At 62.4% G+C, this 16,085-nt stretch carries 14 protein-coding genes; 4 read left to right on the top strand and 10 right to left on the bottom strand.

Annotated elements, in window-relative coordinates:
• Positions 1-7: 7 nt before the first annotated feature.
• Entirely contained in the window at positions 8-412 is a 405-nt protein-coding gene (locus tag NKJ80_RS07075) for a MarR family winged helix-turn-helix transcriptional regulator (RefSeq protein WP_023672921.1), read from the bottom strand.
• A 192-nt stretch (positions 413-604) separates the two neighbouring features.
• On the opposite strand from NKJ80_RS07075, the gene NKJ80_RS07070 reads away from it, so the two are divergent.
• Positions 605-1,012 carry a hypothetical protein gene (locus NKJ80_RS07070; protein ID WP_023682929.1) on the top strand — a complete coding sequence of 136 codons (408 nt, stop codon included), beginning with the start codon at positions 605-607 and terminating at the stop codon, positions 1,010-1,012.
• A gap of 220 nt (positions 1,013-1,232) precedes the next feature.
• On the opposite strand, the gene NKJ80_RS07065 is transcribed toward NKJ80_RS07070, so the two are convergent.
• On the bottom strand, positions 1,233-3,278 hold the full coding sequence (locus tag NKJ80_RS07065; RefSeq protein WP_023816268.1) for an oxidoreductase: 2,046 nt from the start codon (positions 3,276-3,278) through the stop codon (positions 1,233-1,235).
• A 140-nt stretch (positions 3,279-3,418) separates the two neighbouring features.
• On the opposite strand from NKJ80_RS07065, the gene queF reads away from it, so the two are divergent.
• The gene (queF, locus tag NKJ80_RS07060) at positions 3,419-3,880 is read left to right on the top strand and encodes a preQ(1) synthase (protein WP_023682931.1); all 462 of its coding nucleotides are present in this window, start codon (positions 3,419-3,421) and stop codon (positions 3,878-3,880) included.
• Positions 3,881-3,887: 7 nt separating this feature from the next.
• Here the strand turns inward: queF and NKJ80_RS07055 are convergent, their stop codons facing one another.
• From NKJ80_RS07055 to NKJ80_RS07025, 7 genes are all read right to left on the bottom strand, one after another.
• Positions 3,888-4,757 (bottom strand): alpha/beta hydrolase, encoded by an 870-nt coding sequence (locus NKJ80_RS07055; RefSeq protein WP_352497307.1) that lies wholly within the window; start codon positions 4,755-4,757, stop codon positions 3,888-3,890.
• Between the two features lie 28 nt (positions 4,758-4,785).
• The gene (locus NKJ80_RS07050; RefSeq protein WP_023698008.1) at positions 4,786-5,388 is read right to left on the bottom strand and encodes a YqhG/Tai3 family protein; all 603 of its coding nucleotides are present in this window, start codon (positions 5,386-5,388) and stop codon (positions 4,786-4,788) included.
• A 160-nt stretch (positions 5,389-5,548) separates the two neighbouring features.
• Complete coding sequence (locus NKJ80_RS07045) at positions 5,549-6,514, bottom strand: right-handed parallel beta-helix repeat-containing protein (RefSeq protein ID WP_023698007.1); 966 nt, start codon at positions 6,512-6,514, stop codon at positions 5,549-5,551.
• A gap of 433 nt (positions 6,515-6,947) precedes the next feature.
• Positions 6,948-7,865, bottom strand: coding sequence for a right-handed parallel beta-helix repeat-containing protein (locus NKJ80_RS07040; protein WP_023713078.1), 918 nt, complete (start codon positions 7,863-7,865; stop codon positions 6,948-6,950).
• A 464-nt stretch (positions 7,866-8,329) separates the two neighbouring features.
• The gene (locus NKJ80_RS07035) at positions 8,330-8,809 is read right to left on the bottom strand and encodes a DUF3828 domain-containing protein (RefSeq protein WP_023671589.1); all 480 of its coding nucleotides are present in this window, start codon (positions 8,807-8,809) and stop codon (positions 8,330-8,332) included.
• Positions 8,810-8,903: 94 nt separating this feature from the next.
• Entirely contained in the window at positions 8,904-10,553 is a 1,650-nt protein-coding gene (locus NKJ80_RS07030; RefSeq protein ID WP_352497306.1) for an ABC transporter substrate-binding protein, read from the bottom strand.
• Between the two features lie 61 nt (positions 10,554-10,614).
• Positions 10,615-12,165, bottom strand: a complete 1,551-nt coding sequence (locus NKJ80_RS07025; protein ID WP_352497305.1) for a trimethylamine methyltransferase family protein — start codon at positions 12,163-12,165, stop codon at positions 10,615-10,617.
• An 89-nt stretch (positions 12,166-12,254) separates the two neighbouring features.
• Here NKJ80_RS07025 and NKJ80_RS07020 point away from each other — a divergent pair, with 89 nt between their 5' ends.
• Both NKJ80_RS07020 and mutL read left to right on the top strand, forming a co-directional pair.
• Positions 12,255-13,157: a LysR substrate-binding domain-containing protein gene (locus NKJ80_RS07020; RefSeq protein WP_352497304.1), complete on the top strand. Its 903-nt coding sequence runs from the start codon at positions 12,255-12,257 to the stop codon at positions 13,155-13,157.
• 274 nt (positions 13,158-13,431) lie between these two features.
• Entirely contained in the window at positions 13,432-15,285 is a 1,854-nt protein-coding gene (mutL, locus tag NKJ80_RS07015) for a DNA mismatch repair endonuclease MutL (protein WP_352497303.1), read from the top strand.
• Between the two features lie 25 nt (positions 15,286-15,310).
• Here the strand turns inward: mutL and NKJ80_RS07010 are convergent, their stop codons facing one another.
• Positions 15,311-16,072 (bottom strand): hypothetical protein, encoded by a 762-nt coding sequence (locus tag NKJ80_RS07010; protein ID WP_352497302.1) that lies wholly within the window; start codon positions 16,070-16,072, stop codon positions 15,311-15,313.
• Between the last annotated feature and the right edge of the window lie 13 nt (positions 16,073-16,085).

The raw sequence follows: 16,085 nt of genomic DNA, 5'->3' as shown, positions 1-16,085 counted from the left end.
GTGCCGGTCATTTGGCCGGCGCGACATTCGCCCGCAATGCCGCCAGCACCTCGGCGAACTCCGCCAGCCTGTCGTCCGGCAATCCCGCGCGCAGCCGCTTGTCGAAGATGAGAGCCGCCGCCCGCAGCTTCAGGAACATCGTTTCGCCCGCCTGCGTCAGCTCGACCAGATGAACCCGGCGGTTGTCCGGATCGCGGCGGCGCGTCAGCAAGCCTTGCGCCTCCATGGCGTTGAGATGGTGGGTGAGCGTGGCGCCCTGGATGCCGATCATGCCGGCAAGTTCGCGTTGGTTGGCAAGCTCGCTCGACTTGACCGAAAGCAAGGTCAGCCACACCGGCAGCGTGCCCCCGGCCTCGACCAAAGCGGCGTCAAATGCCTGCGCCACCAGCTTGGAGGTGCGCGCGAGATTCATGCCGATTGGCGGACGGTCAAAGGGAGTCATGCGCCGACAGTAGAACAAGGCGCCGAGCGATGGAACGCGGCATTATACATTGACATCGAACCATTTGATACCTAACTATCATGGGTGTCGATCTACCGAGTTCGTATCATCCTGCATTCGACAGGGATCCGAGGACGGGCGGCGGGCAAGGAGGAAGCGGTCATGCAATATGTCTACATCGTCGTTATCGGCCTTCACGTCATGGCCGGTGTGTTCTGGGCCGGCACCACCATCACGCTTGCCCGCGACCCCGAGATCAGGGCGGAGCGCTTTATCGGACCGCAAATGGGCTCGGCCGGCATGGTGTTCGTGACCGGCGCCCTGCTCTGGTATTTCTTCCACGGCGCCTATTTCGGCTCGATGGAAATGGTGCTGGCGCTAGGCATCCTGGCCGCCTTCGCCGCTGCCGGCGTTCTCAGCGTCGTCGTCCGCAAGACCAGCCGGCAGCTTGCCGGCGCGGACGTCGCAACGGAAGCGGCGCTGCGCACCAAAATGGCCCGCGGCGAGCGCATCGCCGCCTGGCTGCTGGTGCTCACCGTGCTTTGCATGGCGACCGCCAGGATGATTTGAGCCCTGCCGCGCGTCGCCTCCCGGTTGAAGACCATTCCGCATCGTGCGTCGCCTGGCTCTCGGCTGGTGGCGTACGCGGCGCGCAGTTCGGACGGATGTGCAAGGTGGCTCTCCGCACAGAGGTTTGGCTGCGCGCCACCCATCACTTTGATCGATCGAGATGCGCCCGCCGGAAGGGTGAGATCGAGCTTTGGAACAAGCCGTAGGCCGGCTTGTAGGCTCAAACCCGCAAGCCGAACCTGATGCCGTCATAGATGGCGGCATGGATGTTGCGCGAGGCGACTGCATCGCCGATGCGCAACAGCACGAAGCCGCCTTCGGGATTGCGTGAAGGAAAAATATCGCCGCCGCCGACCAGCCGCTCATAGTCGACCGCGCCACCATTCTTCGACAGCGGTTTCAGCTGGAGATAGAGATCGTCGAGCGGCGCCGTGCCGTGCTCGACCACCACCTGGTCGACCCGCCTCTCGCCGCGCCAGCCGTCGGCAAAGTCGGAGGCGAGTTCGGCGACCAGCTGGTTGCCCTCGCGCCGTACCGAGCGCAGCCTGGTGTTGATGGTGATGGTGACGCCCTTCTCCTGGAAGGCGCGCATATAGGGCACGTGGTTCATGCCGCCCATTTCGGGGGCGAAGAAGCGCTCCGGCGAAACCAGGTCCAGCTTCGAACCGGCATTGGCGATCAGCTCCGCCGCGCCCATGCCCTGATGGCCGCCATTGTCGTCGAAGAGCAGCACGTTCTCCGCCGGCTTGACGCTGCCGGCCATGATGTCCCAGCTCGACGTGACGAGATTGTCGCCCGATGTCAGCGGCGGGTTCTGCGGCAGGCCGCCGGTGGCGATCACCACCACATCGGGCGACAGCGCCAGCACATCGTCCTGCTCGGCCCATGTATCGTAGCGGATCCCGACGCCGAGCCGGTCGAGTTCGGCCAGCCGCCAGTCGATGATGCCGATCAGTTCCTTGCGGCGCGGGTTCTGCGTCGCGAGCCGGACCTGGCCGCCGGCCTGACCGGAGGCTTCAAGCACCGTGACATGATGGCCACGTTCGGCCATGACGCGAGCTGCCTCGAGCCCGCCAGCGCCAGCGCCAACGACGACGACGTTCCGCCTGGGCCCTTCGGTCATGACGATGATATGCGGAATCTCGGCCTCGCGGCCGGTCGCGGCATTGTGGACACAGAGCGCTTCGCCGCCTTCATAGATACGATCGAGGCAATAGGTGGCGCCGACGCAAGGCCGGATCTCGTGCTCGCGACCTTCCATGACCTTCTTGATGATGTGCGGGTCGGCGATATGGGCGCGGGTCATGCCGACCATATCGAGCTTGCCGGTCGCGATGGCGTGGCGCGCCGTGGCGACATCGGAAATCCGCGCCGCATGGAAGGTCGGGAATTTTGTTGCCGCCCTCACCTCGCCGGCGAAATCGAGATGCGGCGAAGAGCGCATGCCGGTCACCGGGATAACCTTGGTGAGCGCCGCGTCGCTTTCGATCGAGCCGCGGATGATGTTCAGGAAATCGACCTTGCCAGAATTGGCGAGCCGTCTCGCGATCTCGACGCCCTCGGCCTTCGACAGGCCTTTGTCAAAGTCCTCATCGGCGACCATGCGGATGCCGACGATGAACTTCTCACCGACGGCCGCTCGCACGGCATCCAGCACCATGTCGGTGAAGCGCAGCCGGTTGTCGAGCGAACCGCCGAACTCGTCGTCGCGATGGTTTGTGGCCGGCGACCAGAAGCCGTCCATCAGATGGCCGTAGGATTCGAACTCGATGCCGTCGAGGCCGGCCGCCTGGCAGCGCTGCGCAGCCGACGCATAGTCGGCGACGATGCGCTCGATGTCCCAGTCCTCGATGGTTTTGGGGAACGCGCGGTGCGCCGGCTCACGCACCGGCGAAGCCGACAGCACCGGCAGCCAGTCGGCCTTGTTCCAGCCGGTGCGGCGACCAAGATGGGTGATCTGGATCATCACCTTGCAGTCATGCTCGTGGCAGGCGTCCGCCAGTTCGGCCAGCCACGGCACGATGCGGTCGTCATAGACATGCAGATTGCCAAAGGCGGCCGGGCTGTCGCGCGAGACGATCGCCGAGCCCGCCGTCATGGTCAGCGCCATGCCGCCCTTGGCCTTTTCGGCGTGGTAGAGCCGGTAGCGCTGTTTCGGCATGCCGTCCTCGGAATAGGCCGGCTCGTGGCTGGTCGACATCACCCTGTTCTTCAGCGTCAGGTGTTTGAGCTGGTAAGGCTGGAGAAGCGGGTCGTTGCTGGTCATCATCTTCCTGCCATTCCAATTTGTGTCGGAGCAGCGCGTGCTGCTCCAGTTCTTGTCTTAAGCATCGAATTTATTCGAAAATCGCTGCACACTTTTCGGTCCGGTGCTAATGAGCGCGGAAAATCCCCAGGAAAACCGCGATGATCGATACCAAAACCCTCACCCAGCTCGGCGCCCACGTCGAGACGCCACAGAGCCCGGAGACCGCGGTCCTGGAGACCGTGCCGTTCCAGCGCGGCGACGGACCGCCGGCGATCGTGCGCTTCACCTGCCCGGAATTCACCTCGCTCTGCCCGGTAACCGGACAGCCGGATTTCGCTCATATCGTCATCGACTACGCACCCGATGCCACGCTCGTGGAATCGAAGTCGCTCAAACTGTTCATGACCTCGTTTCGCAACCATGGCGCTTTCCATGAAGACTGCACGGTGATGATCGGCCGCCGCATTGTGGCGGCAACGAAGCCGCTGTGGTTGCGCATAGGCGGCTATTGGTATCCGCGCGGCGGCATTCCGATCGATGTCTTCTGGCAGACCGGCGCTCCGCCCGAAGGCGCCTGGTTGCCCGACACCGGCGTTGCCCCCTATCGCGGCCGTGGCTGAACTGACGTCAGCCATAGGCGGCTCGGCAGAGCTTTGTCGCCAGAAAGGGAAGGACGGCATCGCGATAGCGCGGCTGGTCATACCGCAGCAGGTCCACATGGCCCGCTCCTTCGAACCAGACCAGTTGTGAGCCGGCAGCAGCGCTGTGCAGCGCCTGCACCTGGCTGCGATCGATGAAGGGATCGGTGCTTCCCGCAAGCAGCATCAGCGGTTCACCGATCTGGCCGAGGCGATCGACCGGCCTGACATTGTCTGCGCTCAACCCCAGACGAAGCGGCATCTGCGCCAAAAGCACATCGGCCTGAAAACCGCGCCAGAAGTTGAAAGGCATGCGCCATGCCGTGGTCTCGCGCAAACTCGCGTAAAGCTGCTCCAGAACATAGGCATCGGCGGGCGCTTGCTGTGCCGCAAAGACGAAAGCAGCGGCGCCTAGCGACGAGCCGACAGCGCCAAGCTTCTGGCCAGGAAAACGTTGCCTGGCATAGGCAATGATGCGGGCGGCGTCCTGCGCTTCCGTGTAGCCGAAACCTTGAATGGCACCGCCGCTCTCGCCGTGCCCGGACAGGTCGAACAGGACGACGGAATAGCCGGCGTCGAACAAAAGTTTCGCTCTTTGAACCAGGGCCAGCCTGTTGGCGCCGCGCCCATACAGCAGTACGACCGCGCCGCAGCTGCCCTTTCGATCAGCCGCCCAGCCGACCAGATCAGGAGCGCCGGGCTGGTCGAGCACGACGCGCTCGACGGGCAAATCGCCGGGAGCCGCCAAAGCTTGCCAAGGCGCGCGGGCGATCAGCATCGTGCCGATTTGCCAGTCGAGGCCGCAGCCGGCAGCGCCCAACCCGACCAGCGCGATCGCGAGCAAAACGCGAAGCTTCATTGCCGACCACCCGGAAACAATCGGCGGCTTATTCGCACTGATACTGGCTGAGCGCCCATTCACCGGTCACCGAAAGCAGATCGGATATCTTCCAGTCGCCGTCGACCTTCTTCAGCTTCCACTCCAGCCGGTGCTGGTTGCCTTCGACGACGAAGGCGACCACCACCTTGGCCTGATCACCATTGACGGCCTCGATGCTCTTCAGGCTCTTGTCGATCGCAAGCTTGTCGTAATCGGCATTGTCGAGCGCCATGTTGGGGTCGAGGCATTCGCCCTGCCCGGATTTGCGCAACGCGTCGCTCTTGTCGAGTACGGTCTTGGCCGGGTCGACGAAGTTCTTGCGCTGGGTCGGATCGAGCTCCAGTCCGAGATGTTCGTAGAACGGCTTGACCACAGCCGTCGGCGAGCCCGCCAGGACGGGCGCGGCCGGCTCGGCCGGCGGCCACCCAACCGGCGGTGTTGCCGGTTCCACCGCTGTCCCGGGTGGATTTGCGGGCGGTGCTGCGCCGCCCGGCACTGTCTCGGCCGGGGCATTTGCAGGTGGCGGACCGAGCAGCCCTTGAGCGGCAGCCGTGTTCAATCCTGCCAGCAGGCATACAGTCAACAAAGTCGGAAGACGGCTATGGGCCATCACGCATCACTCCAGGCCCGATCAGTCACATACCGGCCGAAACGTTCAGCCATGTCATCGGCGCCTGGCGGCAAAGATGCAGACTTTGAGGAAGCTAACAAGCCCTCGATTGCTTGCTTCGCCCGGGTGGTTCCCGCGCGAAGCGCTGCAATCCGCAAACCTATTTCTGCGCAATGGTTGGCGGGTTCGGACCGTCAGCCGTGTTGCCGTTGAGCTGATTGGTGCCATAGGACGATATGACACCGCCATTAACGATGGCCGTGCCCGTCGTATTACCGGAGATCGTCGATCTGCCGACCCGGATGGTCGCGTTGGCGCCGTCGGCACGCAGGCCGCCTGCCGCTCCGTTGTTGGCCACGGCAACGCCGTCAACCATGATGTTGATCGCAGGCCCGCCGACCGGATTCAGGATGCTGATGCCGGCATTCGTGTTGCCCGACACGCTGCTATCCACGATCGTCGTGTTGGAGCCGCCCGTGTTGCTGGTGCCGTCAGCCTTCACGCCGGCCAGGTTGTTGTTCTCGATCGTCGAGTTCTCGATGATGACCTTGGCAACGCCGGCTGCGGTCGGCTGGATATGAACGCCGTCCGCGCCGTTGCCGGTGATGAAGCTGTTGGTGATATAGAGTTCGGACGCGCCCGACGGTGCGAACAGGATGCCGTTGCCGTTCGGCGCCGCAGAGCTGTTGCCACGAATGACGCAATCCTCGATGTGCAAGGCGGCGCCGACGAGAAAGCGGACGCCATTGATTCCAGGCGATGCCGTCGCTGTGTCGATATCGAGACCTCGCAGAACGACGACGTCGGTCGCCAACGCGTTGATGGTCACTTGCGTCCCCGCATTCGATATGCCTGCCTCGACGTCCTCGCAAGCGATCGTTATCGACTTGGTGATCGTCACCGCGCCAAAGCCGCCCGGGTCGACGCAATTGATTTCGCCGCCGGCAGCCGTTTTCGAAATCGCGCCGGCGAAAGTCTTACAAGGTGCGGTGCGGCTGCACGGATTGACGTCGTCGCCAACGCCGGAAACCCACGTCCGGGGCGCCTGCGCGGACGCCGGCGTGGCAAGACAAGCCATCACCATGGCGATTAAAATAGAAGATACCATGTATACAATTTTATTCATCTTCTCACCCCCTCAATGGAAAACAACTACTATTGCAGATATGCAATAGAAATCTAACACACCACAGCCAAAAGAGCAACTAGACCACAATTCAATCTGAAATCGGCTCTGTTTCTCGGCCGGCAAAAGCGATCCCCGCGAAGATTGCGATGGTCTCACTGACAGCCCGGTGGAGCGGACCGACAAATCGGGCGCCCTTGGCAAGACATCGATTTCGGTCGTCTTGTAATCTGGCTGTCAGCCACGCCCTACTTCGCGTGGTCCTGCCTCGAGATCATGTCATCAGGACTGGCAGTCGACAACGACAGAGAGGACTGGTGGCAGTACTCCGGGACCCGCCCGGTCATTCAAACTGGTTGCGCGTCCAGCCATAAAATGCACTTGGCGCGGTGTTGCCGCGCCAAGCGTTGCTATCAACAGTTAACCCCTGCAGCTATTTCAGCGCGATGGTTGGCGGATTGGGGCCGTCAGCAGTGTTGCCGTTGAGCTGGTTGGTGCCGTAAGACGAGATCAACCCGCCGTTGACGATGACCGTGCCGGTGCCATTGCCGGAGATGGTCGAGCGGCCGACGCGGATGGTTGCGTTGGCGCCATCGACACGCAGCCCGCCGACCACGCCGTTATTGGCGACGGCAACGCCGTCAACCATCATGCTGATCACCGGCCCACCAGCCGGATTGAATATGCTGATGCCGGCGTTGGTGTTGCCCGACACGCTGCTGTTCACGATCGTCGTGTTGGAGCCGCCCGTGTTGCTTGTGCCGTCAGCCTTCACACCGGCCAGGTTGTTGTTGTCAATGGTCGAGTTCTCAATGATGACCTTGGCAACGCCGCCGGCGGTCGGCTGGATATGAATGCCGTCATTGTTGCCGGTGATGAACGAGTTGCTGACATAAAGTTCGGCTGTGCCCGACGGTGCGAACAAAATGCCGTTGCCGTTCGGCGCCGCAGCCGTGTTGTCGCGAATGACGCAATCCTCGACATGCAAGGCGGCGCCGGCAAGAAACCGGATTCCATTGAGACCTGGCCCAGCCGTCGCGCTGTCGATATCGAGACCGCGCAGAACGATGATGTCGGTCGCCAACGCGTTGACGATGATGCCATTCACCGACGCATTCAACACGCCCGCCTCAACGTCCTCGCAGGCGATCGTCATGGATTTGGTGATGGTCACCCCGCCGAAGCCGCCTGGATCGATGCAATTGATTTCGCCGCCGGCGGCGGTTTTCGAGATCGCACCGGCGAAGGTCTTGCAAGGTGCGGTACGGCTGCACGGATTGGCGTCGTCGCCAACACCGGAAACCCATGTCCGGGTCGCCTGTGCGGACGCCGGCGTGGCAAGACAAGCCACTACAATTGCAACTAGAATTGATGACAATAGATATGTGATCGATTTCATATGCCCCACCCTCCAAATTTGAGCAAGTTAATACTTGCAGCCGAGCAAGGAAACGTACCCCGCCACCCCTAAAAAAGCAACTACTGATGTGACCGGCCGTGCGGATGCAACTGTTTCTGGATCCGGCTTTTCTGCAACCGCAAAATAATGCTGAATCGCCGTAAAATATAGCGACCATCACAAAAGATGTTACGATATTTTGCTTAGCAATTTTATGGCTGTCGCGCTGAGAGACCGCCGTTACAGCATGAAAACAATCACTGACCCAGGGTGCTGACCGTTGCACGATTCGGCAAGCCGCGACAATTGCGGCTGTCATGGGCCGAATACACCCTCGCCTGGACCCGGCGGCGGCGATTTTGTCTGAATGCTGCCAATATGCTGGCGAGCCGCGACGCCGGAACAGCGCGTCGGGATCACTCCGGCGCTTTGTCGGGCATGCATTCCAGCGCGCTCAGCGTCCAGCTGCTGGTCTTGGAGGTGATGTCGGCGACCTTCCATTTGCCGTCGATTTTCTTCAGCGACCACAGCATTTCGCGTTTGGAATCATCGCCTTCCGCAAAAAGGCTGAAGGTGGCGGTGACTTCGGCCGTATCGCCATTGACGGTCTCGGCCAGCTTCAATGTCTTGGCAATCGACTTCTGGTCGAAATCCTGCGCGTCGAGGCCGGGATCGAAGTCGAGGCAGGCGACTTCGTCGGGCTTGTTCTTCGTTGCCTGGTCGTTGAGATCGAACAGCTTGGTCACCGGCTCGGTGAAGCGGTCGCGGTACTTTGCATCTCCCTCGAATTTCACCTCGGGCAGATAAAAGAACTTCACGGCGTTGGAAGCCGGCCCGGCCAGCACCGTCGCAGGCAAGGCAATCGAAAAGACAGCGGCAAGCACTATCGGTTTCATGCAGGATCTCCGGACGTTTGGCGGCAAGGCGGCAATACCAGACATCCTGCATATCGGCTTTTTTGCGGCTCATGAAGCCCCGGCTTGCACCGTCTCAGCCATCCAGCCAGACGTTCTGCAGGTCCATCTCGAAGGTCTGGTGGACGCCGTAGTTCTTCACCTTCTTGTTCATGTGGCTGTAGAGCTTCTGCCAGAAGGGTTGAATGATGACGCCGGAATCCTGCAGGATCTGCTCGACATCCTTCATCACCTCACGCCGTTTCTCCACGTCGATCAGCGACAGCGCCTGCTTCAGCTTGGCGTCGAAGTCCGGGTTGGAATAGGCCGATTCATTCCAGGCTTCGCCGGTGCGATAACCAAGCGCCAGCACCTGGACGCCAAGCGGGCGCATGTACCAGATGGTCATCGAATAGGGATACTTCGTCCAGTCGTTCCAGAAGGTCGAGCCCGGCAGCACCGTGCGCTTCACCTTGATGCCGGCGTCGCGCAGCTGGCCCGCAATCGCGTCGCCGGTGTTCTTCTGCCAATCGTCCTCGACGGTGATCAGCTCGTGCTCGAAATCGGCCTGCCCTGCGTCCGCCATCAGCTTCTTGGCGCCGGCCGCGTCGCGCGTCTTCTTGGGCAGCGCAAAATATTCAGGATGGATAGGGCTGACATGGTGGTTTTCACCGACCGTCCCTCGCCCGGCATAGCCGAGTTCCAGCACCGCATTGTTGTCGACCGCCATCTGCAGCGCGCTGCGCACCCGCTGGTCGTCATAGGGCTTGTGGGTAACGTTCGTGCGGGCAACCAGCGTGGTTGCCGTCGCAACCTCGGACTTCTCCAGCCCCATCTTATCCAGGATGTCGATGAAGTCGGCCGGCGTCTCGAAATTGAGGTCTATCTCGCCGGATTCGAAGGCGTTGATCGAAGCGTTGAAGTCGGTGCCGTAGTCGATGAACTCGACGCTGTCGAGCGGCGCTTCACCACCCCACCACTTGCCGTTTTCACGACGCTTGACCACCGCCTTCTGGCCAACATCGTAGGAGACCAGTTCGAACGGGCCCGTGCCGATCGGCTTCTTGACCGGGTCGGCGCCTTCGGCGTCGAAATTGCGGTGGACGACGAGCGCTGGATAATCGGTGAGGTTCGGGATCAGCGAAATGTCGGGCGCGCTGAGCGTCAGCTTGACCGTATTGTCGTCGACCTTGGCGATCGCGCCTTCCCTGGCCTTGCCCGACTTTTCGTCGATCAGCCCGCCGACGCGAGCGGCCATGGAGTTGCCGGCGACCTTCTTCTCGCACCAGCGGGTAACATTGAAGACGACGTCATCGGCGTTGAAAGCATCGCCATTGTTCCAGGTGATGCCCTTGCGCACATGCAACGTGTATTCCGTGGCGTCGTCATTGATGTCCCAGCTTTCGAGCAGCACTGGCTCGAAGGTGAATTTCCTGGTGTAGCGGACCAGCGGCTCCAGCCAGCAGCGCGAGATGTTGGCGAGTTCCACCCAGTCATAGGTGCGCGGATCTTTTTGGGCCTTGACCGACATCGATATGTGCAGCGTGCCGCCCTTCTTCGGCTCCTCGGCAAAAGCCTGTCCCGGCGCGGCAAGGCCGATCATGCCGTAGGCCAGCGCCGTCGATGCGCCGAACGCACTTGCCAATGCAAGAAACTCGCGCCGGTCCATACGGCCAGCACGCGTCTCTTGCGCCATCGCCTCGATGGCCGTTGGCACGCGATCGCCATTGCTTTTGAAAAGTGTCATGTCTTTCTCCCTTGCGGTTCCCATCGGGTCTTCGCCCGTTATCAACTCATTCGTCGTTCTCTTAGCTAACGCTGTCGGGCAGCCTCTCTTCGCGCTGCGCGATAAAGTCCCTGAGGCCCTCGGCAATGCCCTCATCGAGTTTCGGCTCTTCATAGTCGGCCAGCATGTTGCGGGCTTTCTCGCGGCCGCGCGTGTCGTGGTCCTTCGCCCCTCCAGCCTTCCATTGTTCGTAGGAGTTGAAATCCATGATGGTGGGCATGAAGAATGCCGACTCGTAATGATCGAGCGTGTGCTGGGTGCCGAGGAAATGGCCCTGCGGCCCGACCTCGCGGATCGCCGCCATGGCCTCCTTGAAGTCGTCGAACGGCAGGCCGCCGGCATATTTATACCAGCCGACAAGCTGCTCGCAGTCCGTGGCGAATTTCGAATAGCCGCAGGTCAGCCCGGCCTCCAACCAGCCGGCGGAGTGCCAAATATAATTGGCGCCGGCGAGGATGGCGGCATGCATCAGCATGTTGGATTCATAGCCGGCCTGGGCGTCGTTGAGCTTGGAGCCGACATGGAAGCCGGAGGTTCGCCAGGGCAGTTTGTATTTCCGCGCCAGCGCGCCCATCAGATACATCATCTGGGCGGCTTCCGGTGTGCCGCCCATCGGCGCGCCGGTCTTCATGTCGACGGTCACCATGAACTGGCCGTAGATTTGCGGCGAACCAGGACGCAGCAGCTGGGTGAAAGCGACACCGGCCAATGCTTCGGCATTGACCTGCGCCACCGCGCCGACGGCCGAGGCCGAAGTCGATGCGCCGCACAGCGCAAAGGGCGCCAGGATCAGCGGCTGATTGCTGCGCGCATAGACCTTCATCGCGTCCAGCATGGTGGCGTCCCACACCAGCGGCGAGTTGCAGTTGGTAATCGACACCAGGACCGGGTTGTCGCGGACGAACTCCTCGCCGAAGACGATGCCCGCCATCGCCATCGTGTCTTCGGCCCGGTCTTTGGAAGTAACGATGCCCATGAACGGCTTGTCGGAATGCTTCAGCGCCGAATGGATGATGTGGAGATGCCGTTTCGGCACCGCGATCTCCATCGGCTCGCAGATGATCGAACTCGACGAATGCAGCGCCGGGGCCATGTAGGCGAGCTTGTGGAAATTGTTGAGGTCTTCAAGCGTGCCATAACGCCGGTTGTTGTCGAGGTCGCGCACGTAAGGCGCGCCATACATCGGCGCGAAGATGGAGTTCTTGCCGCCGACGCGCACGGTGCGCTCGGGATTACGCGCATTGAGGGTGAATTCGGACGGAACCTTCGCGACCAGTTCCATCAGCAGGCCGCGGTCGATGCGGACGCGTGTCTCGGAGATGTCGGCGCCCGCCGCCTTCCACATGGCGATCGCCTCGTCGTCGCGGAACTCGCAACCGACCTCTTCGAGGATGGCGAGTGACTCCTGGTGGATCAGTTCCACCGCCTCGTCCGGGACCATCTGGTAGGTGGGGATCTCGCGGACCAGCGTCGGGAACGAGGTGACGGGGGCGCTCCTCAGCGCCTTGCGTCCGAGGCGACCGCCGCCGCGGCGGTGGGTTTGCTCGGTCAGTTCAGTGGCCGGTGCGTTCATGGAGCCTCCTCATTCCGTCCAACCAAGTTAGCGAGAGGAAATATGGATGTGATGCTGGAAAATCCTGATCTCTTGTATAAGCTCAGCTTATGCGAAGCCTGCGCCACCTCCTGCCCTCGGCCGGCAGCCTGATCGTCTTCGAGGCGGCGGGCCGGCTGTCGAGCTTCACCGCTGCCGGGCGCGAGCTCGGCATGACGCAGGCCGCCGTCTCTTATGCGGTGCGCGGGTTGGAGGAACAGCTTGGCGCGCAGCTGTTCCAGCGCCGCCACCGCCAGGTCGTCCTGACAGAAGCGGGCGAACGCTTCCATGCCGACGTCTCGCTCGGCCTGTCGCATATCCGCAAATCGGCCGAGGATCTGCGCCTGCAGGCGACCGGCGGCCATGTCACGCTGGCGGCGTCGACCGCCTTCGGCTCGTTCTGGATGATGCCGCGGCTGCAGCAGTTCCGCGACGAACTGCCGGGCATCGACTTGCGCATCCAGACCGCCGACCGCGATCTCGACATCATCGCCGAGGGCATCCCGCTCGCCGTTCGCGGCGGCGAACCGCGCGACTGGGCCGATTATCATTCGCTGCCGCTGGCCGACGAGGAGATTTTTCCGGTGGTTGGCGCCAGCTATCTCGCGAAATTCGGCATGCCAAGGAGCGTCGCGGAGCTGGCGACGCATCGCCTGATCCACCTCGAGGAGCCCTACCGCGAGGCGGCTAGCTGGGACGAATGGTTCCAGTCGGCGGGCGGCAGCCTCGACAACACCGCGCGCGGCCTGCGCATCAACGATTACGGCCTGGTGATACAGGGCGTCATGGAAGGACAAGGCATCGCGCTCGGCTGGCGGCATCTGGCCGAACGGCTGCTGGCGACGGGGTTGCTGGTGCCGGTGACCGATCATGTGCTGAAGACGGGCAAGGCGTTTTATGTGGTTTGGCCGAAGAACCGGGAGTTGAGCGAGAATGCCCGGAAGGTAAGGGACTGGCTGGCGGCGCAGGCTTGAAATCGGTTGTAGCGTAGTCACTATCGCGGAGTTCCTTCACACCCCCCTCTGTCCTGCCGAACATCTCCCCCGCAAGGGGGGAGATTGGCAGTTCATATGTCGCGTCACCCTTCAAGCATTGAAGATTGGCGAAAGCCGTCGTGACATCTGATCTCCCTCCTTGCGGGGGAGATGGCCGGCAGGCCAGAGGGGGGTGCTGTCCCGCTGGCGTCTCCAATGTCCGGCATTCATTGAAGCCTTCCGCACACCCTTCGAATCCGCCTATAATACCCCCATGCCCATTCGCCAGCTTTCCGAAACGATGATCAACCAGATCGCCGCCGGCGAAGTCATCGAGCGTCCGGCGAGCGTGGTGAAGGAACTGGTCGAAAACGCGCTCGACGCCGGCGCCTCCCGCGTCGAGGTCGTCACTGCCGGCGGCGGGCTGAACCTGATCCGCGTCACCGATGACGGCTCCGGTATCCCCGAACAGGAACTGGCGCTGGCCATTGCGCGCCACTGCACCTCGAAACTTGCCGACAACATTCATGATATCCGCTCGCTCGGGTTCCGTGGCGAGGCATTGCCGTCAATTGGTTCGGTGTCGCGACTGTCGGTTCGCTCGCGCACGGCCGCAGGCGACGCTGCAGCCGAGATCGCCATCGAAGGCGGCCGCGTTTCGGCGGTCAAACCGGCGGCGGCCAATCGCGGCACAACGGTCGAGGTGCGCGACCTGTTCTTCGCCACGCCGGCAAGGCTGAAATTCATGAAGGGCGAGCGGGCGGAAAGCTCGGCGACCAGCGATGTGGTCAAGCGCATCGCCATCGCCTTCCCCGCCGTGCGCTTCACGCTGGCCGGCTCGGACCGCTCGACGCTGGAATTGCCGGCGACCGAAGACAGCGCGGAAGGCAGCCTGCGCCGTGTCGCCCAGGTGATGGGCGCCGAGTTTCCCGACAATTCCATCGCTATCGACGCCAGCCGGGACGGCGTGCACCTGACCGGCCACGTCTCGATCCCGTCCTTCACCCGCGCCAACGCGCTGCAGCAATATGCCTATGTCAACGGCCGTCCGGTGCGCGACAAGCTGATTGCCGGCGCCATTCGCGGCGCTTTCGCCGATGTGCTGCCGCGCGACCGGCACGCGGTGACCGTGCTGTTCCTGACGCTCGATCCGGCGACCGTCGACGTCAACGTCCACCCAGCCAAGGCCGATGTGCGCTTTCGCGACCCCGGCCTGGTGCGCGGGCTGATCGTCGGCGCCATTCGCGAGGCGCTGGCCAATGCCGGCATCCGCGCCGCCACCAGCGGGGCCGCCGGGATGGTGGCGGCGTTCCGGCCGGGAGCCGCCTCCTACGCCCATGCGGGTCCTGCCAACGGTCATCGCAGTTATGACGCGGCCTACCGGGCCTCGGGCTTTTCGGGCTTTGACCGCTCGCCACAGCAGCCGCTGGATATGGGATTTGACGGCGCCGGCTTCCGCGAAAACGACCAGGCTGCATTCGACGCCGGTCCGCTCGCCAGCGCCGATGCGCGTGCCGGCTTGGCCGAGCCGGCCGAGACGCTGCTCGGCACCGCGCTGGGCGCCGCCCGCGCGCAGGTCCACGAGAACTACATCGTCGCCCAGACCAGGGATTCGCTTGTCATCGTCGACCAGCACGCGGCGCATGAGCGGCTGGTCTACGAGGCGCTGAAGAATGCCCTGCACTCGCGCGCGGTGCCCTCGCAGATGCTGCTTCTGCCGGAGATCGTCGACCTGCCGGAGGAGGACGCCGAGCGGCTGGCCATGCATTCCGAAACGCTGGCCCGGTTCGGCCTCGGCATTGAGCGTTTCGGTCCCGGCGCGGTGGCGGTGCGCGAGACGCCGTCGATGCTCGGCGAAACCAATGTCCAGCAATTGGTGCGTGATCTTGCCGACGAGATCGCCGACAACGACACGATCGAGACGCTGAAGGAACGACTGGACAAGATCGCCGCCACCATGGCCTGCCACGGCTCGGTCCGCTCCGGCCGCCTGCTCAAGCCTGAGGAGATGAACGCGCTGCTGCGCCAGATGGAAGCAACGCCGGGCTCCGGCACCTGCAACCACGGCCGCCCGACCTATATCGAACTCAAGCTCGCCGATATAGAGCGGCTGTTTGGGCGGCGGTGAGCACAAGCCAGGTCAGGGCACACGCTCAATTCACCAACAGGCGATAATCCTTGAACCTATGAGAGAAAACGTAATCCCTTGAGTAACCGGCGCTACCGCCGCGAAAATTCACGGAGATTATCTCGAAGCTTCTCCCAACCTGTTTTTGAACATTCATGTAGATGGGAGTCATCAGCATGCCGGCATCACAATCGTCGTCATCGAAAGCGATCTCCTGAACGACCTTCTTTTTCTTCTTATCGATGACCCGCAGCTTATTCATGCAGACGAGAAAGCCCGCTTTCTCGTAGACCCCGGCAAATCTGTGGGTGGCTGTCTGCGCCCAGAAGGGAATCTCGACGGTGCCGTCAACCTTCGCCTCACCGGTATCGTCGAGGCTTGCGACCTTCTTCAGCGTGATCGGGAACTTGTCCGAGCCCTTGCTCCAAGTCCCTGTTGCGCCGCTTTCGCCAAGGTCAAGAGAAAACGGACATCCGGCGGTGCCAACGGGCGTTTTCGATCCCATGACCAGCAACCGGTCGAACTCCCTGTCGTCCGCAATCTCGCAAAGGAAGAGGCTGGTGCCACTGATCTTGCAGTACACCGCTATCGGGCTTTGCTTCGCGTCGTAGAAATAGCTCCCCTCGACCGTAATCCCGCTGCCGAAACTGTCATATTTCTGCAGCGATAGGTGGACGGGGTTAGGTCCGATGGAGCCTTCGTAGTTTTCGACCTGATACCAGCCCGCAGCGGCTTTCCCGGTCAGCAGCAAAACGCAAAAAATTGCCGATATGAACAGTCTTCCCATTCCGTCCCCCAGT

The sequence above is a fragment of the Mesorhizobium sp. M0030 genome (genome assembly GCF_040323695.1).
In the GTDB taxonomy this organism is placed as follows: domain Bacteria; phylum Pseudomonadota; class Alphaproteobacteria; order Rhizobiales; family Rhizobiaceae; genus Mesorhizobium.
The sequence above is the reverse complement of the archived record's forward strand: the minus strand, read 5'-3'. Positions and strand labels throughout refer to the sequence as shown.